The organism is Crossiella sp. NPDC003009 (assembly GCF_053591555.1).
In genome coordinates this window covers 1-22,876 of record NZ_JBSFUA010000069.1, presented here as the reverse complement: position 1 = coordinate 22,876, position 22,876 = coordinate 1, and the positions used below count along the sequence as shown (strand labels likewise).

Genomic DNA, 22,876 nt, shown 5'->3' with positions numbered 1-22,876 from the left:
GGTTTGCGCGCGCACACCGCGCGCGGCGCCCGGCCCGCACTCAGGCCTGCGCTCACTGTGGCACACCGGCCAGCCCGGCACACACGGTTCAGCGGTTCCGCCGACCGGGCGAACACTCCGGGTGTAAGACCAGGGGTCAGGTCACCCCTGCGACTGACCCCATACAGGGGGAGGCTGCTGCCCCGGATTCACCGGCTGCTGCGGCTGGAAGGGCTGGCTCACCGGTCCGGGTGGCCCAGGGGGCGGCCCGAACGACACAGGAGGCTGACCTCGGTGTCCGGTTTTGCCCAGCTTCACCAGCACCAGGATCGAGATGACCAGCGCGCCCAGTGCCGCGGCCATGGTCACGATCAGGAATATGTCGGAAACATCGGAGTCGACCACTCTGGCCAGCACCTGAGTCGTATTCGGCATCTCATCCCCCGCAGGTCGATGTCGGCGCCGAACCTTACCGTGTCGTAGTTCAATGGACACCTCGTCAGCGCACCGGAGGAAGGCGGCACACCCCGTGGAGGACCAGGTCGAACGCATCCGCGCGGTGATCAGCAGGGTGCTCGGGGTCGAGCAGGCGCTGATCCAGCCCGAGACCTCGTTCGTCGAGCTGGGCGCCGACTCGATGATGCTGATCGAGCTGCTGGCCAACCTGGAGATCGAGTACGACGTCGAGGTGGACGAGTCCGAGCTGGAGAACCTGGTCAACCTGCAGGCCGTGCTGGACGTGCTGGACCGGGCGCGCCAGGCGTGAGCAGGCGGGTCGCGATCACCGGGATCGGCGTGGTCTCCAGCATCGGGATCGGCGCCGGGGCCTTCCGGGACGGGCTGCGCGCCGGCCGCAGCGGGGCCAGGCCGATCAGCGCCTTCGACACCCAGGGCTTCGACCGCACCACCGGCTGCGAGGTCACGGACTTCGACCCCGCGGACTGGCTGCACACGGTCGATCCGGCCGAGCTGGGCCGGGCAGGCCAGTTCGCCGCGGCCGCCGCCGGGATGGCCGTGCGCGACGCCGGGCAGAGCGTGGCGGCGCTGCGCGAGGGGTACGGGCTCATCTCGATGGGCACCACCGACGGTGGCGCGCCCACCCTGGAACGGCTGGTCGAGGCCGACCTGCGGGCCGAGGGCGGGCACCGGGACCCGGCGCTGGCCGCGCAGGTGCCCGCCTCCCGGCTGTGCCTGGACATCGCCGCCGAGCTGGGCCTGCGCCAGGTGGAGCTGTGCACGCTGGGCACGGCCTGCTCGGCGGGCAACTACGCGATCGGCAACGGCTTCGACGCGATCCGCTCCGGCGAGGCCGACTTCGCCCTCTGCGGTGGCGCGGACGCCATGTGCAGGCTGACCTTCACCAGCTTCTACCGCCTCGGCACCATCTCCCCCGACCTGTGCCGCCCCTTCGACGCCGACCGCCAGGGCATCCTGACCGGCGAGGGGGCCGCGGTGCTGCTGCTGGAGCCGTGGGAGACCGCGGTGGCCAGGGGCGCGCGGATCTACGCCGAGCTGCTCGGCTACGGGCTCAGCTGCGACGCCTACCACCAGGTCGCGCCGGAGCGCTCCGGCATCGCCCGCGGCATGGCCCGCGCGCTGGCCAACGCGGGACTCACGCCGGCGCAGGTGGACCTGATCTCCGCGCACGGCACCGGCACCAAGGCCAACGACGTCACCGAGACCGCGGCCATCCGCGAGGTCTTCGGCGAGCGCCCGCCGCGCACGGTCTCGCTCAAGTCGATGCTCGGCCACACCATGGGCGCGGCCACCGCGCTGTCCGTGGCCGCCTGCGCGCTGGCCATCACCGAGGGCTTCATCCCGCCGACCATCAACCACCGGGTCACCGACCCGGACTGCCCGATCGACTGCGTGCCCAACACCAGCCTGCCCGCCCGGCTGCGCGTGGTGCAGAGCAACGGACTGGCCTTCGGCGGCAACAACGCCATCGTGCTGCTCGGGGCGGCGGCGTGACCGGGCTGGCGCTCACCGCGCACGCCGCGGCATCCGCCTTCGGCCTGCGGACCGCGACCCTGCTCACCGGCCTGCGCGAAGGCAGGCCACCGGCCGGGTTCGCGGTGCCGGACCTGGACATCCAGGGCGAGCTCGGCCTGAGGGGCACCGCCTCGATGGACCGGGCCGCCGCGCTGGCCGTGCTCACCGTCGGCGAACTGCTCGCCGCCTGCCCCGGCCTGGCCGAGGAGGACACCGCGCTGGTGCTGGGCACCACCAGCGGCAGCGCGCACACCCAGGCGAACGTGGTGCGCGGCTCGCTGACCCGGCGCAGGCCCTACTTCATCGAACCGTCCCTGGTGCCGTTCGCGCTGATGAACGGTCCGGCCTCGATCTGCGCCATCCGGCACGGCCTGCGCGGCCCGAACGCGACCGTGGCCGGTGGCCGGGCCGCCGTGCTCACCGCGCTGCGCTACGCGAGCAGGCTCGTCCAGGGCGGCCAGTGCGCCCGCGCCCTGGTCGGCGGCACCGAGGAGCTGACCCCGGAACGCGCCTGGCTGGAAGAGCAGTACCCGGTCGCCGCCGGTCCGCTGGGCGAGGGCGCGGGTGTGCTGCTGCTGGAGCCGCCGGGCCGGCGGCCGGTGCTGGCCGAGGTGCTCGGCTTCGGCTCGGTGGTGGGCGGGGTCCAGGACGCGGCCGCCGACTGCGTGCGCCGACTGCTGGCGCGGCACCAGGTCGATCCCGCCGGGGTCGCGGTGGTCAGCGCCCCGGTGGCGCTGTCCGGACTGTTCCCGAGCGCCACCGCGGTGGATCCGGCCGCGCTGCTCGGCGACACCGGCGCGGCGGTGGGACTGTTCCAGCTGATCGCCGTGCTCACCGCCGGGCGCACCGGCCCGGCGGTGGTGGTCTCGGCCGATCAGGACCACTCGGTGGTCGCGGCCCTGCTCCGCCTGCCCTGAGGGCTCAGCTCAGCCAGGACTGCTGTTCGTAGTCGTCATCGTCGTCGGCCGGACGGCGGGCAGGCGCGCGCCGGACCGGGGGTGGCGGGGCCACCGGCGGCGGAGGCGGCGGGGGCGGCGGCACGGGCGCGGCGTAGGGGGCCGGCCGGTAGCCGCGTTCCTCTTCCTCGTCCTCGACGCCGAAGCTGAGCTGGCCGTCGTTGCGGTCCATCACCGAGCTGGTCGCCCAGCCACCGCCGCGGCGCTGCCGCTTGGCCAGCTCGGTGATGTGCGCGGTCATCCGGTCGGTGACCTTGCCCTGCTGGTCGACCGCTTCCTTGGACTCGGCCTTGATCTTGGCCGCCTGGGACTCGCGCATGTCCCTGAGCAGCTCGTTCTCCCGGGTGGCCTCGTACTGCTGTCGCAGCGCGGCGGCCAGCCTGTCCTCAACACTCATCTCACGGCCCCCAGGGTCTTTCCACGTCTGGGAGAGAAATGTACCCGGCTCCGGCTGGGGCGTGTGCCCTTACCGCTGCCGCCGCTTCCGCCGTGCGGACAGCACCGCGGCGACCAGCACCACCACGCCCATGGCCAGCACGAACATCAGCAGCAGCAGTTCGGGCACGCCGATCGCGATCATGCCCCGAACCTAGCGTGCCGGGTGGTCAGCGCACCGCGGCGACCACTTCGGCCAGCCGCTGGGCCGCGTCCTGGGCCGCCTGCTGGGTCGGCGCCTCCACCATCACCCTGACCAGCTGCTCGGTGCCGGAGGGGCGCAGCAGCACCCGGCCGTTGCCCGCCAGCTCGGCCTCCACCTCGGCCACCGCCTCGGCGACCGAGGGGGCGGCGGCGACCGCGGCCTTGTCGGTGACCTTGACGTTGATGAGTACCTGCGGCAGGCGGCGCATCACTCCGGCCAGGTCGGCCAGGGACTTGCCGGTGTCCGCCATCCTGGCCATCAGGCGCAGCGCGGTGAGCAAGCCGTCGCCGGTGGTGGCGTGGCTGGGCAGCACCACGTGGCCGGACTGCTCGCCGCCGAGGCTGTAGCCGTTGGCGCGCAGCTCCTCCAGCACGTAGCGGTCGCCGACCGCGGTGGTGCGCAGGGTGACCCCGTGCTCGCGCATGGCCAGGTGCAGGCCCAGGTTGCTCATCACGGTGGCCACCAGGGTGTCCTCGACCAGCTCGCCGGCGTCCTTCATGGCCAGCGCCAGCACGGCCAGGATCTGGTCGCCGTCGACGATGTTGCCGTCGGCGTCCACGGCCAGGCAGCGGTCGGCGTCGCCGTCGTGCGCGATGCCCAGGTCCGCGCCGTGCTCCAGCACGATCTTGCCGAGACCGTCGATGTGCGTGGAGCCGCAGTCCTCGTTGATGTTGAGGCCGTCCGGGTCTGCGTGCACCGCGACGACCTCGGCGCCCGCCCTGCGGTAGGCGTCCGGCGCGACCGCGGCGGCGGCGCCGTTGGCGCAGTCCACCACGACCTTGATGCCCTCCAGCGACCGACCGGTGGCCAGCAGCAGGTGGTCCACGTAGCGCTGGCCCGCGTCGGCCACCTCGCGCACCCGGCCGACCCCGGCTCCGGTGGGCCGCTTCGCCGTGGTGTCGGCCATCTTGGCCTCGATCTCGTCCTCGACCGTGTCCGGCAGCTTCAGCCCGCCCGCGGCGAAGAGCTTGATGCCGTTGTCCGGCATCGCGTTGTGCGAGGCGGAGATCATCACGCCCAGGTCCGCGCCCAGCTCGGCGATCAGGAAGGCCACCGCAGGGGTGGGCAGCACGCCGACCCGCAGCACGTCCGCGCCCGCCGCGGCCAGCCCGGCGGTCACCGCGGCCTCCAGCATCTCGCCGCTGGCCCTCGGGTCGCGACCGACCACCGCGACCGGGCGATGGGAGCGGTCGTGTTCGGCCAGGACCTGCGCCGCCGCGGCGGCGATGGAGAGCGCGAGCTCCGGGGTCAGGTCGGCGTTGGCGAGTCCGCGAACGCCGTCGGTGCCGAACAGTCGGGCCATGACGGGAGGTCCTCCGGGAAGCTGGGTGGCGGCGAATCACAAAAAACGGGAGCAGCTCTCCGTATACGGATAGCTGCTCCCGCTGGTTGCCTTGCGGCTGAAAATCAGCGCTTGCTGTACTGCGGCGCCTTACGGGCCTTCTTCAGACCGTACTTCTTGCGCTCCTTGACCCGCGGGTCACGGGTGAGGAAGCCGGCCTTCTTCAGCGGGGGACGGTCCTCGCTGTCGACCTCGATCAGGGCGCGGGCGATCGCCAGGCGCAGCGCGCCTGCCTGGCCGGAGGGGCCACCGCCACGCAGGTTCCCGTAGATGTCGAAGGCCTCGACCTTCTCCAGGGTCACCAGCGGCTCCTTGATGAGCTGCTGGTGCACCTTGTTCGGGAAGTAGTCCTCAAGGGTCTTGCCGTTGAGGGTGAACTTGCCGCTGCCGGGCACGAGGCGGACGCGGACGACGGCCTCCTTGCGACGGCCGACGGTCTGCACCGGCTTGGACGGCACGGCGATCGCGCGGACCGGGGCGGCCTCTTCGGCGTCGGCGTCGACGTCGGCGGTCTCCTCGGCGGCGACCTCCTCAGCGGACTCCTCGACCTCGGGCGCGACGGCGTCCTCGACAACCTCGGCAGCCGCGTCGAACTCCTCGACGGCGGCGGTCTCTTCAGTGCTCACGCTGGCTTCCTCGAAGTTCTCGTCGGCCGCGGTCACTGGGCGACCTTCTTGATCTCAAACGGCTGCGGCTGCTGGGCCGCGTGCGGGTGCTCCGGGCCGGCGTAGACCTTGAGCTTCTTGCCCATCGCGTTGCCGAGCTTGTTCTTCGGCAGCATGCCCTTGATGGTCTTCTCGACCAGCTTGGTGGGGTGCTTGTCGATCATCTCGCCGAACGAGCGCTTGCGCAGACCGCCCGGGTAACCGCTGTGGCGGTACACGAACTCCTGGTCGCGCTTCTGACCGGTGAGGGCCACCTTGTCCGCGTTGATCACGATGACGAAGTCGCCGGTGTCGACGTGCGGAGCGAAAATGGGCTTGTGCTTGCCGCGCAGCAGAGTCGCGGCGTGGGTGGCGAGCCGGCCGAGCACCAGGTCCTGGGCGTCAATGACGTGCCAGGTGCGCTTCACCTCGCCGGGCTTCGGGCTGTACGTGCGCACGGGTCTACCTCGTCGTCCTCACATCACGGGATGTCACTGCGGTGATGCGTTTCAGCTGGAGGACCAACTCGAAAACGCGCGGCGGACCCTAGTCGCACCGTATACCGCACAACAGCGGATCAGGTTACCCGCTGGCCCTGCGGAGGGTCAAAACGGCCCCGAACGGGCGTCGTGATCCAGACTGCACAGGTGTGACCGGGCCTTACCAGTGTAGATGACGCCGGGCGCGCCACTGACGGGTGGGGGCTCTCCGGCCGGTGAGCAGCGTCACCGGCCGTTCACCGGCGGTTCAGGCGAGCGCGGGGGCCCTGCGCAGCTCGGTGGACAGCGCCAGCAGCTCGCGCACGTCGTCGTCCAGGCCATCGCCCTCGGGCAGCGCCAGCGACATGGCCTGCGGGGCCACCTCGGTGCCCTCGGCGTGCGCGCGCAGCCCGGCCCGCAGCGCCTCGGCCAGCGAGAGCGCCTCCTGCTCGGCCCGCACGTGCGCCAGGTAGGGGCTGATCCGGACCAGCCCGTCCCGGCACTCGATCACCCGCCGGTAGTAGCGCCGGTGCACCCCGCGCAGGCTCAGCACGTCCCACACCGGCCGGACCGGCCCTCTGGTCAGCGAGTCCTGCGGGAAGGCCCGGTGCAGCGTGGTCCACAGTGGACGGAGCTGGTGGTAGACCCGCAGGTGCTGCCACCACACCCGCAGCGCGGCCAGCCGCATCAGCATGCCCGGGTAGCTGACGCCGATGATGAACAGCAGGATGCCGGGGAAGAGGATCAGCGTGGACAGCGTCCTGGTCCAGTCCGGCATGGGCACGCCCGCCCACATCAGCGCCACGGTCACGCAGGTGCCGCCCGCGGCCATGATCAGCAGCACCTCGCCGATCGAGGTGATCAGCAGCCCGGTGCGCAGCCTGCCGCTGGCGCCCCTGGCGTAGCGCCTGGTCCAGCGCAGCGCCACGGCCACGCCGTAGGCCAGGTAGGCGTCGGCGAAGAGGTAGAACCCGGCCACGGTGGCGATCGAGTAGCCGCCGGGCCCCGGATCGGCAGGCGCGGAGAAGGTGACCGCGGCCAGCCCGGCCAGACAGACCACCAGCGGCACCGCCTGCCACCAGGCCCGCACCCTGGCCCGGGCCGGCGGCAGCGCGGTGAACAGGAAGAACAGCACCAGCGTGTAGATCACCGTCATCAGCAGGCTGTACTGCGCCCAGCTGTAGAAGACGACCTGGATGGTCGGCTCGGCGGTGCTGCCGGCCAGCAGGCCGAGCGGGTAGGCGAACCCGGCCGCGACCAGGCAGACCGTCACGATGCGCAGCGAGCGGTCGTGCGGGGCCCGGCTGAACTGGTAGAGCTTCCAGATCAGGGCGACGTAGAGCAGCACGCCCTGCAACACCGTCATGACGATGGTGGTGGGGTTCACAACCAGCCCAGTCGGTCGCCGAGCGCGTTCTCGATCCGCTTGGTGGTGACGTCGGCCGAGTCACCTGGCGCGACCCGGTCCAGCACCGAGGCCCACTCCAGGATGATCGTGGCCACGGTCTCGGCCTCGAGCTCCTGGGAGTCGTCGTAGCTGGTGCGGCGCAGCGCCCTGCGCACCGCGTCCGGCTCGATGTCCGGGTACAGCTCGCTGAGCATCGGGTCGTCCTGACCTTCACCGTTGCGGTGGCCGGCCAGCAGGTGGCCGAGCTCGTGCAAGATGATGTGGTTCTGGTGCGACCTGGTGGTGCGCTCCTGGTAGAGGATGTAGTCGGCCGTCTCGGTGGCGATCCACACCCCGAAGGGCCCCGGCACCGGGATCGGATGTGCCACCAGGCGAATCGGTTTGCCCCGCCGTTCGCCCACTCGGCGGCACAACTCGGTGACGTCAAGCGGTGGGCGGATGTCCAGTTCGTTGAGCAACCGCCGGCACCGACGTCGTAGATCGCGTTCCCGCACGGGACCGCCCCTTTCACCCGCCCGCGTTCTCGCCCCGCTCGGCCTGTTCGAGCCGGTAGACGACGTCGAGCAGGTCCATCACCTGTCGGCGTCCCTGTGGAGAAAGTTCTCCAGCGCGCATGGCCATCAGCTGCGCCTCGCTGCTGCCCGCTAGCTGGCGAAGCCTGGTCCGCTCTTCCTTGAGGTCGGCCAACTGGCGATCGACCCTATCCGTAACCTCGTCATCAAAGAAGTAGCTGACAGGAACTCCGAAGAAACCCGCCAGCGCCTGCAGGTGCTTGAAGGTCGGATTGTCCTTGTTTCCCTTGCGCAGCTGCCAGATGTAACTCTGCGAGATCGTCACACCACTGGCCGTGATGGCGGCGGCAACGTGCTCGTTGCTGTACTCCTGCCCCACCCTCGGCGCCGACACGGCGAAGAGGTGGTTCAGCTTGCCGGCCAGACTCTGACCTGCCCGCTCAGCCATCGGGCCTCCCCAGACCACTTCGAAGAATTCACTGATAGAAAGGGCCATACGGGTGACGGCTTTTTCCTCAGTTGAAACCCTGGTACACCAACCATAGACTTCGGAACTGACTCAGCTCAACCGTCGTCCAGCAGGCTAACTACCGCAACACCGTGCCCGGCATGCGAGACCAACTCGGTGGGGGTCGATCCGGCGATGCATCCAGGAACCACGGCTGACACAGCCCACGGCCTCAGCTGCCACGTCTGCGGGCAGCCCTACGGCTACTGGGCGACGGATCCGCTGACCGGCTTGCTCGACCGCAGGGGCTGGGCCGAACAGGCCCCGTCCGCACTGCGCCAGGCCGGCCAACGGGAGAGCGTCCTGCTGGTAGTCGACCTGGACCGGTTCAAACTGGTCAACGACGAACACGGGCACCTGGCAGGGGACTCGGTGCTCCAGGCGGTGGGTCAGGTACTACGGTCAGTCGCCCATGACAGCGGTATCGCGGCGCGGTACGGCGGCCATGGCGGCGACGAGTTCCTGGTCTTGTTCCCGGCGAGCGACCGGCAACGGGCGATAAGGGCAGCACGCCGGATCCGGGCCAAGATCAGGGAAATGGCCGTCCCGGTGATCTCTACCGACGGGAGGCCGGTAGTGATCACTGGGATGGCCGCCTCCATCGGCGTGGCGGTCCACGACCCTGGGGCAGGTCACGACCTGTTGTCGCTGGTCCGCCGCGCCGATGCGGCCGTCCTGCGCGCCAAGCGCAGCGGCCGGGACCAGATCGCCCTGGCCGGCGACTGAACCCGGTTAGCATCGCGGCATCTCGACAGGGGGGTGCTGTTGATGAAGCCTGCTTTTGGCGTGCTCGGACCACTGCTCACACCGGCAGGAACGATCGGCGCGACCAAACACCGAATCCTGCTGGCCAGCCTGCTGATGCGCCCGGGGGAACCCGTGTCAGTCGAGGAACTGACCGGCCATCTCTGGGACTTCGACCCACCGGAACGGCCGAAAGCGGCCATCCAGACCTATGTGAAGCGGCTGCGGCAGGTGCTCGGCGCGGCGGTGATCCGGACCTCGGGCCGCGGCTATCTGGCCGATGTGCCACCGGAGTCGGTGGACGTGTGCCAGTTCCGGGAGCTGACCAGGGCCGCGGACAGCGCCGGTCCAGCGGATCGAGCACGCCTGCTGGGCGAGGCCCTTGAACTGTGGCGGGGTCAGCCGTTCGCGGATGTGCCCTCGCCGGCTCTGCGCGCGGACTACGGCGTCCGGCTCACCGGCGAGCGAGCCCGTGCACTGGAACTGCGCTTCGCGGCGGAGTCGGAGCTGGGCCGGAGCGGGGAACTGGTCGCCGGATTACGGGCGGCCACCGCCGAGTTCCCGCTGAACGAGGAGTTATGGGGGCAGCTGATGCTCGCCCTCTATCGCAGTAATCGCCAGGCGGAAGCGCTGGAAGCGTTCACCGAGGTCTCGCGAGTGCTCATGGCTGAACTGGGCGCCGGAACCGGCGCCCGGCTCCGTGAGCTGCACCAGCTGATCCTGACCCAGGACGACTCGCTTGGCCCGCCCAGTCCCACCGCTCCCGCCGAGCACAGGGTGATCCCGGCGCAGTTGCCATTGGACGTTCCGGACTTCGTCGGACGGGCCGAGGTCAGCGCCAAGATCATTTCATCGCTGCGGGAGTCCGTTCCGGTCATCCTCTCCGGTCCGCCGGGGGTGGGAAAGACCGCGCTGGCCGTCCGGATTGGACACGCCCTGCGCCGGCACTTCCCGGACGGTCAGCTTTACGTGAATCTCCGTGGCTTCGACGTGCACGCGCCCATGACGCCTGTCCGGGTGCTTTCCCGGTTCCTCCGGGGCCTCGGTGTCGCCGCGGACCAGATTCCAGCCGATGAACAGGAGCTGGCCGCTCAATACCAGGCATGCGTGCGCCATCGACGGGTTCTGGTCGTTCTGGACAACGCGGTTTCGACGGCACAGGTTCGCGACCTCCTTCCGGTCGCGCAGGGCTGCGCCACGCTCATCACCAGCCGCAACGAACTACCCGAACTGGTCGAGGCCCACCATCGGCAACTCGGTGTGCTGTCCCTCGACGACTCGCGAGAGTTGCTGGCCGCGACCATCAGTTCCGCGGTGGCGGTCACGGAACCACAGGCAGTCGACGCGCTCGCCAGCCTGTGTTCCTTCCTGCCGCTCGCCCTGCGGATCGCGGCGGCCAACATCGCGACTTCCCCGCGCCCAGACCTGCGGCATTTCGTGGCAGAACTGCGCGGCGGCAACCGGCTCGACGACCTGTCCATCAGCGGTGACGAGCACACCGCGATAAAAACCGCTTTCGACCTGTCCTATCTGGCCCTGCCGCCCGAGGCCCGGCAACTGTTCTCCCGCATGAGCCTTGTGCCCGGAGCTGACTTCACCTCGGCTCAGGCGGCGGTCCTGATGAACCTCTCGCCGGACGAGGCCCAACCCTTGCTGGACAGACTCAGCACGGCCCACCTGATACAACGGCAACAAGGCGACCGGTACAGCTTTCACGACCTGCTCCGCCTGTACGCCTCGCACAAACTCCAGGAAAGCGCCGGGGAGGCGCAGCGCCAGGAACTGCGGTCAGCGCTGTACAGCCACTACCTGACCTCGGCCAAGGCAGCCTGCGCCAGGCTCTACCCAGGCGTTTTCCACCTGTATCCGGAGGCCTTCCCAGCTCCCGAGGACAGTGAGTTCGCCGACGTCGAACCGGCGAGGTCATGGCTGGAGGCCGAGACCGCGAACCTGGTCGCCGCCGTCACTCAGTCAATCCAAGACCAGCTTCATGAATTCGCTTGGGGAATCATTGACGCGCTCCGCCGATACCTCCAGTCCGCAGGCATGCACACGGATCAAATGATCATTGGATCAGTAGGACTGGTATCAGCGCGAGACGTCGGCGACCGCGCCGCCGAAGCATACATGCTGACCACTATAGCGCAGAGCCACATCAAGAGCGCCGACTATCAGCAATCCGAAGGTGCCGTCAATCAGGCGCTTGCAATCTACCGTGAGCTAGGGTCGCAAACAGGAATGCTGCACAGCTCGAACATGCTCGGCACGATCGGGATAAAAATCGGCAAAATCGATTCGGCGATCAAGCATTACACCTCTTCACTCGACTTGTCCGACGCCACCGGCAACCAGGTCGGCGCAGCGATCGCACTAACCAACCTTAGCTCCGCGTACTGGATGAAGGGGCAATTGCAAGAATTCTCCACAAGCGCAGAAGACGCCGCCCGCAGAGCCCAGGAAGTCGGCATCGAGGAACTTCTTGCGGTGTGCCAGGTTAACATGGCAGCCGGACTCAACAGCATTGGAAAATTTCGCCGAGCGATCCCGATCGCAAAGCAAGCTCAACTGACCTCGGAAAAAGTGGGCGCCAAAGAGAACCAGATACTTGCCCACAACGAGTCTGCGATTGCCTACTACAATCTCGGCGACTACACTTCTGCCCTTGCAGAAGCCGACGTAGCACTCGAAACGTCCCATGGCACGTCCATGTTCTTCGTCGAAGCATACAGTCTTTCGATCAAGTCGCTCATCTTGAACAAGATCGGCGACACGGGCTCGGCAACAGAGTTCAGCAATCGCGCGGTGAGCCTGAGCGAAGAGAAGGGTCTGCCAGAGAATCTCGCTTTTGCCCTGAACTGTCGCGGAATCATTCGAAAAGCAACTGCGCTCGACTCCGCGATTCAAGACACAAGTCAGGCTGTAGCCACCTCGCGAGAGCACGGTTACCTGCTTCGCGAGCATCAGGCACTGACCACCCTTGCATCCCTTAACGCACTGTCGGGGGAACTGTACGCGGCGCAAGAAAGCGCGACCGAAGCACTGAACAAGCATCTATCCACCGGTCACGTGCCAGGTCAGGCCCACACGCTTCATCTACTCGGCGCCATAGCGCAAAAATCCAAAAACAAGGCTGCCGCGATGTCCTACTGGCAGGAGGCACACGAACTCTTCCACGCCATGGGAATGCCGGAGTCCGCCGAGGTCGAGCAGAACATTGCGGCTTACCGCTGCTGATCAGGACATGACTTGACCCCGAGGCGGTAGTGGCCTCGGGGCCAGAAGTCGTCAGGTCAGAACCTGGTCACCAGGAGCCTGCGGCCTTGGACTCGTTCTGCTGGTAGGCCTCGGTGGCGGTGCCCAGCGCGATGCCGATCTTGGCCAGGATCTCCTGCAGCTTGGTCGCGGACGCGTCCCACGCCTTCTGGTGGACCGCGTAGGACTCGGAGGCCGCACCGGTCCAGCTGGTGACGAGCGGCTGCAGGTTCGCCTTCAGGTCGTCGAGCTTGGTCTGCAGGTTGCCCGCGGCACGCTGGCAGCCGGACTGACCCTCCTGGAGGGCGCCGAAGTCAATGTTGATTTCCACGTCAAATCCCCTTTAGCAAGCAGTGCGAAGAATGGTGGTAGAGCAGCGAAGTCAGGAAGATCAGCCGTCGAGGCCGGCCGCGATGCTGGACATGCTCTGCGCGGCTTCCTCTTCCTGGAGGATGTAGCCGCCGGACTGCTCCTTCAGGGTGGAGGCGATGCCGCCGAGCGCCTGGTTCAGCTTCTCGGTCTCCGCGCCCCACTGCTCGATCAGCTTGGCGAAGGAGGTGGCCGCGGCACCCTTCCAGATCTGGGTGAGCGGCTCGAGGCCACTACGCAGGGAGCGGAGCTCCGAGGTGATCTCGTTGTTCACCTTGTCGACATCGTTGGCAGCCTTCGCCATGCCTTCGGCGTCAAGACCGTATCCACTTGCCATTTGAGGAACCCCCTAGTGGGTTGTTCTGTCGGACATCGTTGTGACGCTGACACTGCCATGGTCGGTTCCATCGCGTTGTCAGGTTCCGGGAAGCCGTTGCGACAGTAAACGTCGCGGGGCGGAACCCGGGGTCAGTAGAGGATTTGCTCCTGGGAAAAGTCCTCGTCATCGCCGGTGCGGCGGGGGTTTTGCATTCGGGACGGCCAGGCGTTGGCACCCTTTGTTTGCTTTTGCGTTCCCTGATCGGGGGAAGGCGGGGGCGGGGGTGGGGCGAGCAATTGTTCGCCATCGGGAAGGTCTTCGACCGGGAGGCGCTGGGCGGTGCGGAACTCGGTGGCGGCGGTGCGGGCCGTGGGCTTGGTCAGGTCCTCGCGGGCAGGGGCGAGCTTGCCCTTGCGGACGTCCTCGGCCAGGTCCCTGGTCTGGGTGCGGAAGGCGTCGCTGTGTTCCCTGGCGTCGGCGGCGGCGCGGCTGCCCCGGTCCACCGCGGCGTTCACCTCTGCCCGGAACCGGGCGATGACGTCGTGCACGGGTAACTGGTCCCCCATCGTGCTGTTGCCCTTCTGACCGCTGCTCAACCTGTGACTGTCAGGGTGCCGACCACCTGCTCGCAGCTCGCGCGCACCCGTTCCCGTCCTCCGCCCGAGGACTGGCAACCGACCGTGACCTGGGCCTTGCCCTGGAACACCACGTAGTAGTCCACTGTCGCATCACCCACGGCGCGCCGGTAGTACACGACGTCCTTTCCCGCGAACTGATGACTCTGGTTGAACCCGGAGTAGCCGTTGTCCGCGGCCTTCTCGTACTCCGTCCGGAGTTCGCGCAGTGCGCGGTCACGGTCCGTGGTGCTGTCGTAGGTCAGCGCCCGCTCCTCCACCGCCACCACGTCCGCGCCGCTGGTCTGGCCGTCCGGGCGGAGCTGGACCTTGCGGGTCGGGCCGTCGCCGCCTGCCTGGTACCAGCCCTCGGGCAGGGTGAACCGGTAGCTGTACTGGGCGATCTGCTGGGCGGCCGGGGTCTGGCTGGTCGGGGTCGGGGTCGGTGTGGTGCTGGGGCTGGTCAGGGGGGTGCCGTCGCTGGTCAGGGCGACCGTGACGGCGACAGCGGCCACCGCGGCGACCACCGCGCCACCGATCAGCCATGGCGCCTTCGCCGACTTGGCCGGAGGTGGTGGCGGCGCGGGTGGCGGGGCGTAGAGCGGCTGGGGTGGACGCGGGGGTGGCGGCGGCGCGGGCGGGAGCTTCGCGGTGCGGTGCGGGTCAGCGGCGACCGCGCGCAGGGCGCCGCGGGCCACCACCGTCTCCGGCTGGTCCAGGGTCGTGGGGACTATTCCGGTCGACTCGTGCACCAGGCGGGCGACCAGCGGGATCCGGCTGGAGCCGCCAACCAGGAAGACCGCGGCCAGCTGGGACGAGCTGAGCCCCGCGTTGTGCACCGTGGCCTGCACCAGCTCGGCGGCGCGGGACAGCGGGGTGTGGATCAGGCGTTCCAGGTCGGCCCTGGTGACGTGCGCGTCCGGGAACGGGGGCGGCAGCGGCACGTCGGTGTAGGCGTGCCGGGACAGGGTCTCCTTGGCGCCGCGCACGTCCTGGCGCAACACCCGCCTGCGCCGCCGGTCGGCCAGCTCGCGCCCCTCCACCAGCGAGCGCCAGCCGTCGGCGTCCACCGCGGACACCAGTGCGCCGACGTGTTCGAGCAGCAGCTGGTCGATGTCCGCGCCGCCGAAGCCGGGATCGCCCTTGGTGGCCAGCACCTGGAAGGACTCGCCCTGCCTGCGCACCACGCTGGCGTCGACCGTGCCACCGCCCAGGTCCAGCACGGCCAGCGCGGCCCCGTCGGCCAGCACGTGCCCCGCGGAGTGGAACACCGCGGCCGCCACCGGTTCCGGCACCAGCACCAGCTCGTTGGCCAGCCGGTTGCCCGCCTGGCGCAGCACCCTGGTGCGGATCGCGCCCCAGTCCGCGGGATGGGTGAGCACCAGCAGGTCCACCGGCGCGCCACCGGCCAGCCGCCTGGCCTCGGCGACCGCCCTGGCCAGCACCGCGCGGACCACGTCGAGCACCGGCAGCACCGTGCTGCCCAGCAGCAGCTCGCCCTCGTCGATGCGCCGCTTCGGGTTCGGCTCGTAGCGCGAGGGGTCGACCGCGGCCTGCCGCTCGGCCTCGTGACCGACGAACAGCGTGCCGTCCGCGGCGGCGTACACCGCGGACGGCATCACCGAGTCGGCGCCGTCCACCACCACGATCTGCGGTTCCCGCCCGTCGACGGACACCGCGACACAGGTGCTGGAGGTCCCGAAGTCGATCGCGACGCGCAGGCTCAACGAGCCCTCTCTCTCTCAGTCTCCGGGCAGGAAGGCGACCTGGACGAGCTGCTGACCGGCCTTGCGGCTGACCAGGGTGCCTCGTCCCGGCGGCATCTGGGACGGTTTCACGTTGCCCAGCAGCGCGCCCTCGTCCCGGTTGCCGCTCATCACGATGCCCGGGCTGGCCTGCTCGCGCATCTTGCCGATGATCGGGTCGAACATCGCCCGGCTCGCGCCACCGGAGTTCCGCGCCAGGATCACGTGCAGGCCGACGTCCTTGGCCTGCGGCAGGAACTCCGAGAGCGGGGCGAGCGGGTTGTTGCCCTGCGGCGCCACCAGGTCGTAGTCGTCGACGATGAGGAACAGCTCCGGACCCGTCCACCAGGACCGGTTCTTCAGCTGCTCCTGCGTGACGTCCGGACCGGGCAGCCGCTTGGTCATCGACGCCTTGATGTCGTTGACCATGCCGCCGAGCTGGTTGGACGAGGCCGCGTAGGCCAGCAGCAGCTCGTCGGGCACGAAGCCGAGCATGGTGCGCCGGTAGTCGACCATGATGATCCGCGCCTGCTTCGGCGTGTACCGGTCGCAGATGCCCTTGGTGATGTTGCGCAGCAGCGCGGTCTTGCCGGTCTCACGCTCGGCGAAGGCCAGGAAGTGCGGCTCGGCGTCGAAGTCCAGGTACATCGTGGCCAGGTCGTCCTCGTTGATGCCGATCGGCACCATGTGGCGAGGCAGCTCTGGGTTGACCTGGAGCTCTTCGTAGGGCAGCAGGTCGGGCAGCATGCGCACCCTCGGCGCGGCCGGGCCCCGCCAGGCGGCGGTGACCTTCTGCGCCGCGTCGGTGATGCCGGCGCCGACGTCCTCCGCGGAGGGCATCGCGTCGATGCGCGGCAGCGCGACCAGGAAGTGCAGCTTCTCCACCGACAGGCCGCGGCCCGGCCGGTTCTGCGGGATGTTCACCGCGACCCTGCGGTCCACCTCGGACTCGCTCGGGTCACCCAGGCGCAGCTCGAACCGGGTGCCGAGCAGGTCCTTGAGCGCGGGCCGGATCTCCGCCCAGCGGGTCGCGCCGATGACCACGTGCACACCGAAGGACAGACCCTGGGAGGCGATGCTGACGACCTGCATCTCCAGGTTCTCGAACTCCTGCTTGAAGTTCAGCCAGCCGTCGATGACCAGGAAGACGTCGCCGTAGAGGTCGCCGGGGATCTCGCCGCGCCGCTTGCGGTTGCGGAACTCCACCATCGAGTCGATGCCGAGGTCGCGGAACCGCTGCTCGCGCTCGTTCATCAGCGAGACGACCTCGGCCAGGGTGCGCCGCACCTTGTCCGGGTCGAGCCTGCCCGCCACGCTGCCGACGTGCGGCAGGCCCTGCAGCGAGCCCATGGTGCCGCCACCGAAGTCGAGGCAGTAGAACTGCACCTCCTGCGGCGTGTGCGTGAGCGCCATGGACATGACCAGGGTGCGCAGCACCATCGACTTGCCGGACTGCGGGCCACCGGCCACCGCCATGTGCCCGGCGCCGCCGGAGAGGTCCGCCCACAGCAGGTCGCGCCGCTGCTCGTACGGCTTGTCCACCACGCCGATCGGCACGGTCAGCCGCCCGTTGCCGAAGAAGCCGGGCGAGGTGAGCCCTCGGTCCTCGGTCGGGGCGAGCATGGGCAGCAACTGGTCGAGGGTGGGCGGCTCCAGCAACGGCGGCAGCCACACCTGGTGCGGCTTGGGGCCCTGGTTCTTGGTGCGCTGCACCACGATGTCCAGCTCGGAGGGCTCCACCGGGGCGTCCGGCTTCTTCTCCTCCTTGGGCTTGTCCTCCAGCACCGGCCGCACCGGTTCCTTCGGGATCTCCACGAAGTCCGGCACGAACAGCTTCGGCCTGCGGTCGCCGCCGACCGGCGCGGAGGTCTGCACGGCCTGCATGCCCGGCGGGCGGTACGGACCGGAGACATAACAGGCCTTGAACCGGATCATCGGCTCGGTGGCGCCGTACTTCAGGTAGCCGGAACCCGGGATGGACGGCAGCTCGTAGGCATCCGGCACACCGAGCACCGCGCGGGACTCCGAGGCGGAGAAGGTCTTGAGGCCGACCCGGTAGGACAGGTGGGTGTCCAGGCCGCGCAGCTTGCCCTCCTCCAGCCGCTGGGAGGCCAGCAGCAGGTGGATCTGCAGCGAGCGGCCGAGGCGGCCGATCGCGACGAACAGGTCGATGAAGTCCGGCTTGGCGGAGAGCAGCTCGGAGAACTCGTCGATGACGATGAACAGCGCGGGCAGCGGGTCGAGGTCGGCGCCCTTCTCGCGCGCGGCCTCGTAGTCCCAGACGTTCTTGAAGTTGCCGCCGTTCTTCAGCGACTCCTGCCGCCGGTTCATCTCACCGGCGATGGCATCGCGCATGCGGTCGACCATGGTGAGGTCGTCGGCCAGGTTGGTGATCACCGCGGCCACGTGCGCGGCGCCGTCCAGGCCGGCGAAGGTCGCGCCACCCTTGAAGTCGATGAGGATCAGGTTGAGCTGGGCCGAGGAGTGCGTGGCCATCAGGCCCAGCACCAGGGTGCGCAGGAACTCCGACTTACCGGAACCGGTCGCGCCGATGCACAGGCCGTGCGGGCCCATGCCGCCGACCGCGGCCTCCTTGATGTCCAGCTCCACCGGCTGGCCGAACTCGCCGACGCCGAAGGGCACCTTGAACCGGTCGCTGATCGGCTTGGGCCGCCAGGCCTGGGCGATGTCGAAGGTCATCGGGTCGCGCAGGCCGAGCAGCTCGAACAGGCCGACGTTGGAGCTCAGCAGCGGCTCGTCCTCGTTGGACTCGCCGCCGCCGGTGGCGGTGCGGTACGGGGAGAGCTTGCGGGCCAGCGCCTCGGCCTCGGCCACGCTGAGCGCGTCCGGCTGGCCGAACCACTCCACCCCGCTGGCGCTGCGCGCGCCGAGCCGGGTGGGCTCGACCACCAGGCGCAGGCCGCGGCGGGAGGCCAGCGAGCCGAGGCTGTCGGAGAGGTCCAGCAGCGTGACGCCGGTGAACCCCTCGGTCATCAGGATGTTCTCTTCCTTGGTGACCTCACCGTCGTCGATGACGATCACGATGTGCGGCTCGTCAGTGCTCGGCGGCGCGTTGCGGGTGAACCGCTGCCGGTCCCGCAGCGGCTGCTCCAGCTGGTCCAGCCAGGCCTCGATCTGGGCCAGCGAGCCCGCCATCATGCGCAGCTGGCCGATGCCGTCGACCAGCTTGGGGTGCTGGGCGTGTGGCAGCCACTTCGCCCACTCCCACTCGGCCTTGGTCTTGCCCGCGGTGACCACCGCGATGAGCAGGTCCTCCGGGGTGTGGAAGGTGGTCAGCTGGGCCAGCATGGCGCGGGCCAGCGGCCGGGTCAGCTCCTTCTCACCGTGCAGGCTGATCGCGGCGAACCCGCGCATGGTGATCGAGATCGGCAGGTCCGGCACCAGCGAGTGCGCGCGCACGAACCGGCGCAGGGCCAGCGTGGAGATCGGCTCCAGCTCGTCCACCGGGCCGGTCTGCGGCGGGACCAGGCGGGTGGCCAGCCGCTGGGTGCCCACGCAGATGCGCACGTGCACGAAGTCGGGGTCGTTGGCCCTGCGCTCCCACATGCGGCGGCTCTTCTTGGCCGTGAGCGACCACAGCATCTTCGGGTCGGGGTGCACCCACTCGCGCTCGGCGCGCTGCTCGGCGATGGCCTCGCGGGCCCGCTGCCGCATCTGACCGAGGTACCGCAGGTAGTCCTTGCGGTCCTCGTTCATCTCGGCCTTCTTCTGGCCCTTGCCGCCACCGCCCATGCCGCCACCGGCCATCATGCCGATGGTCGAGATCAGGAACATGCCGCCGAAGAGCAGCGACTGGGGGTTCTTGCCCCCAGTCTGGAACATGAAGATCATCATGCCGACCGAGGCGACGATCATCACGAAGGGCAGGACCTTCATGAAGATGTTGCCGGGGATGACCCTGGGCACCTCGGGCGGCGGCTCCAGGTGAACCTCGCCGCCGGGGGGTCGCGGCGGGCTGAGCCGCGGCGAACGCTTGAACTGAAGCGTGCTCACCGAACGGATACCTCTTAGTCGCTCGTCATCGGCCAAACCGGTCACGTGCCACCCGTACGGGGGCCCAGGGAGACTTTCCTACCCCATTCCGCCCGAACCCGGGGTGCTGGCATCACCGGTGCGGCCATACTAGGGGCGCTTGCCGACCGCTAGGGCCAGTTCGGGCAATGCGCCCCGAACCGGGTACGAATGACTCGGCACGAGCAGAGACCAACCCGAGTACAGAACAAGGGGGCGCCTGGTGGCGACCGGGACGACGGTGTTCAGCCGAGTGACCGTGGTGGCACCGCGAACGCGCATCGACGTCGCGCTTCCCGCGGATGTCGCGGTGGCGGACCTGCTGCCGATGCTGCTGGAGATGGCCCAGGAGAACAGCCCGGACGGCGGCGTCCGGCACGGCGGCTGGTGCCTGGCGAAGATCGGCCAGGACCCGCTGGAGCCGGGACGCACGCTCGCCTCGCTCGCGGTCGTCGACGGCGACATCCTGCAGCTGCGCCGGCGGGTGGAGAACCCGCCGAAGGCGCTCTACGACGACGTGGTTGACGCGATCGCCGACGCCGACCCGGCCAGCTTCCGGGCCTGGGACGCCGAGACCGCGCGCAAGCTCGGGCACTGGGCGGGCGGCCTGGCCTTCCTGGCCGCCGCGGTCACCGTCGGCCTGGCAGGCACCGCCTACCCGCTGGCCGCCGCGATCACCGCCGGCGTGGCCGCGGTCGTCGCGGTGATCGTCGGCGCGGTGGTCGTGCGCTCCTACGCCGCCCCCACCACCGGCATCATCATCGCCGCCACCGGCGGCCTGCCGATGGGCTTCGTGGCCGGTCTGTACGCGGTGCCCGGCGGTCCGGGCGCGGCCAACCTGCTGCTCGCCTTCGCGCTGGTCGCGGTGGTCGCTGGCGCGGCGCTGATGGTGATCGGCGCAGGCGTGTCGGTGTTCATCGCCGCGGTCACCGTCGGCGTGCTCGGCCTGCTCACCTCCACCGTGGCGATGTTCGTGGACTACCCGCCGCACGGCTTCGGCGCCGGTGCCGCCGCGGCCGCGCTGGTGGTGCTGTCCACGCTGCCGCAGATGACCATCAAGATGGCCAAGATCCCGCTGCCGCACGTGCCGAGCAACGCCGAGGACCTCAAGGAAGACCAGGGCTTCCCGGACTACGAGGTGATCGAGCGCCGCGCCGGCCTCGCCCACCAGTACATGACCGGCATGATCGTCGGCTGCGGCCTGGTCGCCGCCGGTGGCGCCGTGCTGGCAGGCACCATGCCGAAGTTCTGGGGCCCGATCTTCGGCGCGGTGGTCACCGCGGTGCTGCTGCTGCGCGCCCGCACCTACGCCAACGGCAGCCAGGCGGTGGCGCTGCTGTCCACCGGCATCCTCTCCGCCGGTGGCCTGCTGGTCGGCTGGATGCTCACCGCCAGCCCGTTCGGCCAGCTGCTGTGGGTCTTCGCCACGCTGATCGCGCTGGCCGCCCTCGGCCTGGTGCTCGGCGTGGTGTTCCCGAACCAGCGCTTCTCCCCGCCGATGCGCCGCTCGGTCGATGTGGCCGAGGCCATCTTCATCGCCGCCGTGCTGCCGCTGGCCCTGGCGGTCATGGAGCTGTACTCCGCGATGCGAGCGCTGTGATGCGGCGGTTGCGGCGAGCCGCGGCGCTCACCGGCGTCGCGGCCACCCTGCTCACGCTCAACCCGCTGTGGGTCGCCCAGGCCCAGCAGCCGACCCCCTCGGGTCTGTCCAAACCGGACGATCAGTTCCCGAAGCCCCCGCCCCTTGGCACCCCCGCGTCGTTCGGGCCCGCGGTGAAGGACCTCAACTACGAGCCCAAACAGGGCTGCATCCAGCCGGGCAACAACGGCCTGACCGTCGAGGAACGGCCGTGGGGCCAGATGGTGCTCCAGTTCGAGAAGGCCTGGCGGTTCGCCACCGGCAAGAAGCAGAAGGTCGCGGTCATCGACACCGGGGTCAACCCGCACCCGAGGCTGGGCAACCGGCTGCAGGGCGGTGGTGACTACGTCCAGGAGGGCAAGAACGGCACCGAGGACTGCAACGGCCACGGCACGCTGGTGGCCGGCATCATCGCCGCGAACAACGACGACAGCACCGAGGGCTTCAAGGGCGTCGCGCCGGACGCGGAGATCCTGGCCTTCCGCCAGACCGACCCGTTCTTCCAGGCCAAGGACAGCAACGGGGTGACCAAGTCCGCGGGCCGGGTCGGCACGCTGGCCCAGGCCATCCGCAGAGCGGCCGACGACCCCGAGGTCACGGTGATCAACATCTCCGAGACCATCTGCGGCCCGGTCGGTTCGCTGGCCGACCAGCCCATGCTGCGGGCCACCGTGCGGTACGCGGTGAAGGAGAAGAACAAGGTCATCGTGGTCGCGGCGGGCAACACCGACGCGGGCAACGACAAGAGCAGCTGCAAGAACAACAACGAGCCGGGCCGGGCCAGGGTGGTCACCAGCCCGGCCTTCTTCGACGACGACGTGCTCACCGTGGGCGCGGTCAAGCGGGACGGCAGCGCGGCCGAGTTCTCCATCGGCGGTCCCTGGGTGGACATCGCCGGACCGGGCACCCAGATCACCTCGCTGGACCCCGGCCGGGGCGCGACCAAGCTGGCCAACCGGATGCTGGACAACAGCGGCAACCCGACCGAGATCCAGGGCACCAGCTTCGCCGCGCCGTACGTGGCCGGGGTGGCCGCGCTGGTGCGGGAGCGGTACCCCAACCTGGACGCCTACCAGGTGATGTCCCGGCTGCAGAAGACCGCACAGCACCCGGCTGGCAAGGACGGCCGGGACTTCTACCTCGGCTACGGCATGGTCGACCCGATCGCCGCGCTGACCGCGGTGCTGCCGGAGGAAGCCGGTGTGCGGCCCTCGCCCGCACTGCGCGACACCATGGCGCTGAACCCGCCGCTGGAGAAGGACTGGACGCCGATCGTGGTCGCGATCGCGGGCGCGGGCGGCGGGCTGGGGTTGTTGCTGCTGACGCTGTTCGTCATGCACACGGTGCAGCGCAACCGGAAGGGCGAGGAAGAGTCCGCCCTGCGACCCCTGCACTGAGACCTGTTCCGCCCTCGGGGCTCCTGCTCGCCGAGCAGGAGCCCCGAGGTCTGTCAGTCCTCGCCGATGACCGGGGGCGCGGCCTTCTTCGGCTTGCCGAACAGCTCGGTCGAGCTGGCCGTGACCCTGGTCTTGGACTTGTGCTCCTGGTCCCCGCCCTGGCCACCGCCACCGGCGCCCATCATGCCGCCCATCGGCATCATCCCGCCCATGCCGCCGGCCGGTGGCGCGCCCGCGCCGGGACCCATCGCCCCGGCGGCCGCCGCCGCGGGCTGCGGGCTGGCCGCCGGTCCCTGCACCGCGGC

Annotated in this window: 20 protein-coding genes and 1 pseudogene; 7 read left to right on the top strand and 14 right to left on the bottom strand. The window is 69.6% G+C overall.

Annotation, left to right across the window (positions count from 1 at the left end):
- Positions 1–141 precede the first annotated feature (141 nt).
- Positions 142–384 carry a hypothetical protein gene (locus ACWDY5_RS38750; RefSeq protein ID WP_449727116.1) on the bottom strand — a complete coding sequence of 81 codons (243 nt, stop codon included), beginning with the start codon at positions 382–384 and terminating at the stop codon, positions 142–144.
- Positions 385–466: 82 nt separating this feature from the next.
- Between ACWDY5_RS38750 and ACWDY5_RS38745 the strand changes: the two genes are divergently transcribed.
- From ACWDY5_RS38745 to ACWDY5_RS38735, 3 genes are read left to right on the top strand one after another with little or no spacing between them, the layout of a single operon-like run.
- Positions 467–745 carry an acyl carrier protein gene (locus tag ACWDY5_RS38745; RefSeq protein ID WP_252480600.1) on the top strand — a complete coding sequence of 93 codons (279 nt, stop codon included), beginning with the start codon at positions 467–469 and terminating at the stop codon, positions 743–745.
- Complete coding sequence (locus ACWDY5_RS38740; RefSeq protein ID WP_449727115.1) at positions 742–1,950, top strand: beta-ketoacyl-[acyl-carrier-protein] synthase family protein; 1,209 nt, start codon at positions 742–744, stop codon at positions 1,948–1,950. Before ACWDY5_RS38745 ends, ACWDY5_RS38740 begins: the two co-directional genes overlap by 4 nt.
- A complete protein-coding gene (locus tag ACWDY5_RS38735) occupies positions 1,947–2,888 on the top strand; it encodes a beta-ketoacyl synthase N-terminal-like domain-containing protein (protein ID WP_449727114.1) in 942 nt (313 codons plus the stop codon). Before ACWDY5_RS38740 ends, ACWDY5_RS38735 begins: the two co-directional genes overlap by 4 nt.
- Positions 2,889–2,892: 4 nt before the next feature.
- Here ACWDY5_RS38735 and ACWDY5_RS38730 read toward each other — a convergent pair whose 3' ends face one another.
- From ACWDY5_RS38730 to ACWDY5_RS38700, 7 genes are all read right to left on the bottom strand, one after another.
- Positions 2,893–3,324, bottom strand: a complete 432-nt coding sequence (locus ACWDY5_RS38730) for a hypothetical protein (RefSeq protein ID WP_449727113.1) — start codon at positions 3,322–3,324, stop codon at positions 2,893–2,895.
- Between the two features lie 208 nt (positions 3,325–3,532).
- Positions 3,533–4,870 (bottom strand): phosphoglucosamine mutase, encoded by a 1,338-nt coding sequence (gene glmM, locus ACWDY5_RS38725; RefSeq protein WP_449727112.1) that lies wholly within the window; start codon positions 4,868–4,870, stop codon positions 3,533–3,535.
- A gap of 104 nt (positions 4,871–4,974) precedes the next feature.
- Complete coding sequence (rpsI, locus tag ACWDY5_RS38720; protein ID WP_449727111.1) at positions 4,975–5,535, bottom strand: 30S ribosomal protein S9; 561 nt, start codon at positions 5,533–5,535, stop codon at positions 4,975–4,977.
- A 32-nt stretch (positions 5,536–5,567) separates the two neighbouring features.
- Entirely contained in the window at positions 5,568–6,011 is a 444-nt protein-coding gene (gene rplM, locus ACWDY5_RS38715) for a 50S ribosomal protein L13 (protein WP_252480594.1), read from the bottom strand.
- A gap of 289 nt (positions 6,012–6,300) precedes the next feature.
- Complete coding sequence (locus tag ACWDY5_RS38710) at positions 6,301–7,398, bottom strand: MAB_1171c family putative transporter (RefSeq protein ID WP_449727110.1); 1,098 nt, start codon at positions 7,396–7,398, stop codon at positions 6,301–6,303.
- A 17-nt stretch (positions 7,399–7,415) separates the two neighbouring features.
- Positions 7,416–7,934, bottom strand: coding sequence for a hypothetical protein (locus tag ACWDY5_RS38705; RefSeq protein WP_252480592.1), 519 nt, complete (start codon positions 7,932–7,934; stop codon positions 7,416–7,418).
- Between the two features lie 13 nt (positions 7,935–7,947).
- Positions 7,948–8,400 carry a helix-turn-helix domain-containing protein gene (locus ACWDY5_RS38700; RefSeq protein WP_252480591.1) on the bottom strand — a complete coding sequence of 151 codons (453 nt, stop codon included), beginning with the start codon at positions 8,398–8,400 and terminating at the stop codon, positions 7,948–7,950.
- Between the two features lie 195 nt (positions 8,401–8,595).
- On the opposite strand from ACWDY5_RS38700, the gene ACWDY5_RS38695 reads away from it, so the two are divergent.
- Positions 8,596–9,186: a GGDEF domain-containing protein gene (locus ACWDY5_RS38695; RefSeq protein ID WP_449727109.1), complete on the top strand. Its 591-nt coding sequence runs from the start codon at positions 8,596–8,598 to the stop codon at positions 9,184–9,186.
- Positions 9,187–9,228: 42 nt separating this feature from the next.
- Positions 9,229–12,438 carry a BTAD domain-containing putative transcriptional regulator gene (locus tag ACWDY5_RS38690; protein WP_449727124.1) on the top strand — a complete coding sequence of 1,070 codons (3,210 nt, stop codon included), beginning with the start codon at positions 9,229–9,231 and terminating at the stop codon, positions 12,436–12,438.
- A gap of 67 nt (positions 12,439–12,505) precedes the next feature.
- Here the strand turns inward: ACWDY5_RS38690 and ACWDY5_RS38685 are convergent, their stop codons facing one another.
- The 5 genes from ACWDY5_RS38685 to eccCa all read right to left on the bottom strand — a co-directional run bounded on the left by ACWDY5_RS38685 (position 12,506) and on the right by eccCa (position 19,517).
- The gene (locus ACWDY5_RS38685) at positions 12,506–12,787 is read right to left on the bottom strand and encodes a WXG100 family type VII secretion target (protein ID WP_449727108.1); all 282 of its coding nucleotides are present in this window, start codon (positions 12,785–12,787) and stop codon (positions 12,506–12,508) included.
- Positions 12,788–12,847: 60 nt separating this feature from the next.
- Complete coding sequence (locus tag ACWDY5_RS38680; RefSeq protein ID WP_449727107.1) at positions 12,848–13,162, bottom strand: WXG100 family type VII secretion target; 315 nt, start codon at positions 13,160–13,162, stop codon at positions 12,848–12,850.
- A 131-nt stretch (positions 13,163–13,293) separates the two neighbouring features.
- A complete protein-coding gene (locus ACWDY5_RS38675; RefSeq protein ID WP_449727106.1) occupies positions 13,294–13,740 on the bottom strand; it encodes a hypothetical protein in 447 nt (148 codons plus the stop codon).
- Positions 13,737–15,485 (bottom strand): type VII secretion-associated protein, encoded by a 1,749-nt coding sequence (locus ACWDY5_RS38670; protein WP_449727105.1) that lies wholly within the window; start codon positions 15,483–15,485, stop codon positions 13,737–13,739. The genes ACWDY5_RS38675 and ACWDY5_RS38670 overlap by 4 nt, the downstream gene beginning before the upstream one ends.
- Before the next feature lie 15 nt (positions 15,486–15,500).
- Positions 15,501–19,517 carry a type VII secretion protein EccCa gene (gene eccCa / locus ACWDY5_RS38665; RefSeq protein ID WP_449727104.1) on the bottom strand — a complete coding sequence of 1,339 codons (4,017 nt, stop codon included), beginning with the start codon at positions 19,515–19,517 and terminating at the stop codon, positions 15,501–15,503.
- A gap of 241 nt (positions 19,518–19,758) precedes the next feature.
- On the opposite strand from eccCa, the gene eccD reads away from it, so the two are divergent.
- Both eccD and mycP read left to right on the top strand, forming a co-directional pair.
- Positions 19,759–21,135, top strand: coding sequence for a type VII secretion integral membrane protein EccD (eccD, locus tag ACWDY5_RS38660; protein WP_449727103.1), 1,377 nt, complete (start codon positions 19,759–19,761; stop codon positions 21,133–21,135).
- A gap of 8 nt (positions 21,136–21,143) precedes the next feature.
- Positions 21,144–22,571 (top strand): type VII secretion-associated serine protease mycosin, encoded by a 1,428-nt coding sequence (gene mycP, locus ACWDY5_RS38655; protein WP_449727102.1) that lies wholly within the window; start codon positions 21,144–21,146, stop codon positions 22,569–22,571.
- Between the two features lie 53 nt (positions 22,572–22,624).
- Here the strand turns inward: mycP and ACWDY5_RS38650 are convergent.
- Positions 22,625–22,876: pseudogene (locus tag ACWDY5_RS38650) on the bottom strand (WXG100 family type VII secretion target); the annotation flags it as partial.

Bases quoted from the DNA above. Each gene is read 5' to 3' on its own strand.
- ACWDY5_RS38745 (WP_252480600.1), top strand. From the start codon at position 467: ATGGACACCTCGTCAGCGCACCGGAGGAAGGCGGCACACCCCGTGGAG.
- ACWDY5_RS38730 (WP_449727113.1), bottom strand. From the start codon at position 3,324: ATGAGTGTTGAGGACAGGCTGGCCGCCGCGCTGCGACAGCAGTACGAG.
- glmM (WP_449727112.1), bottom strand. From the start codon at position 4,870: ATGGCCCGACTGTTCGGCACCGACGGCGTTCGCGGACTCGCCAACGCC.
- ACWDY5_RS38710 (WP_449727110.1), bottom strand. From the start codon at position 7,398: ATGACGGTGTTGCAGGGCGTGCTGCTCTACGTCGCCCTGATCTGGAAG.
- ACWDY5_RS38700 (WP_252480591.1), bottom strand. From the start codon at position 8,400: ATGGCTGAGCGGGCAGGTCAGAGTCTGGCCGGCAAGCTGAACCACCTC.
- ACWDY5_RS38695 (WP_449727109.1), top strand. From the start codon at position 8,596: ATGCATCCAGGAACCACGGCTGACACAGCCCACGGCCTCAGCTGCCAC.
- ACWDY5_RS38690 (WP_449727124.1), top strand. From the start codon at position 9,229: ATGAAGCCTGCTTTTGGCGTGCTCGGACCACTGCTCACACCGGCAGGA.
- ACWDY5_RS38680 (WP_449727107.1), bottom strand. From the start codon at position 13,162: ATGGCAAGTGGATACGGTCTTGACGCCGAAGGCATGGCGAAGGCTGCC.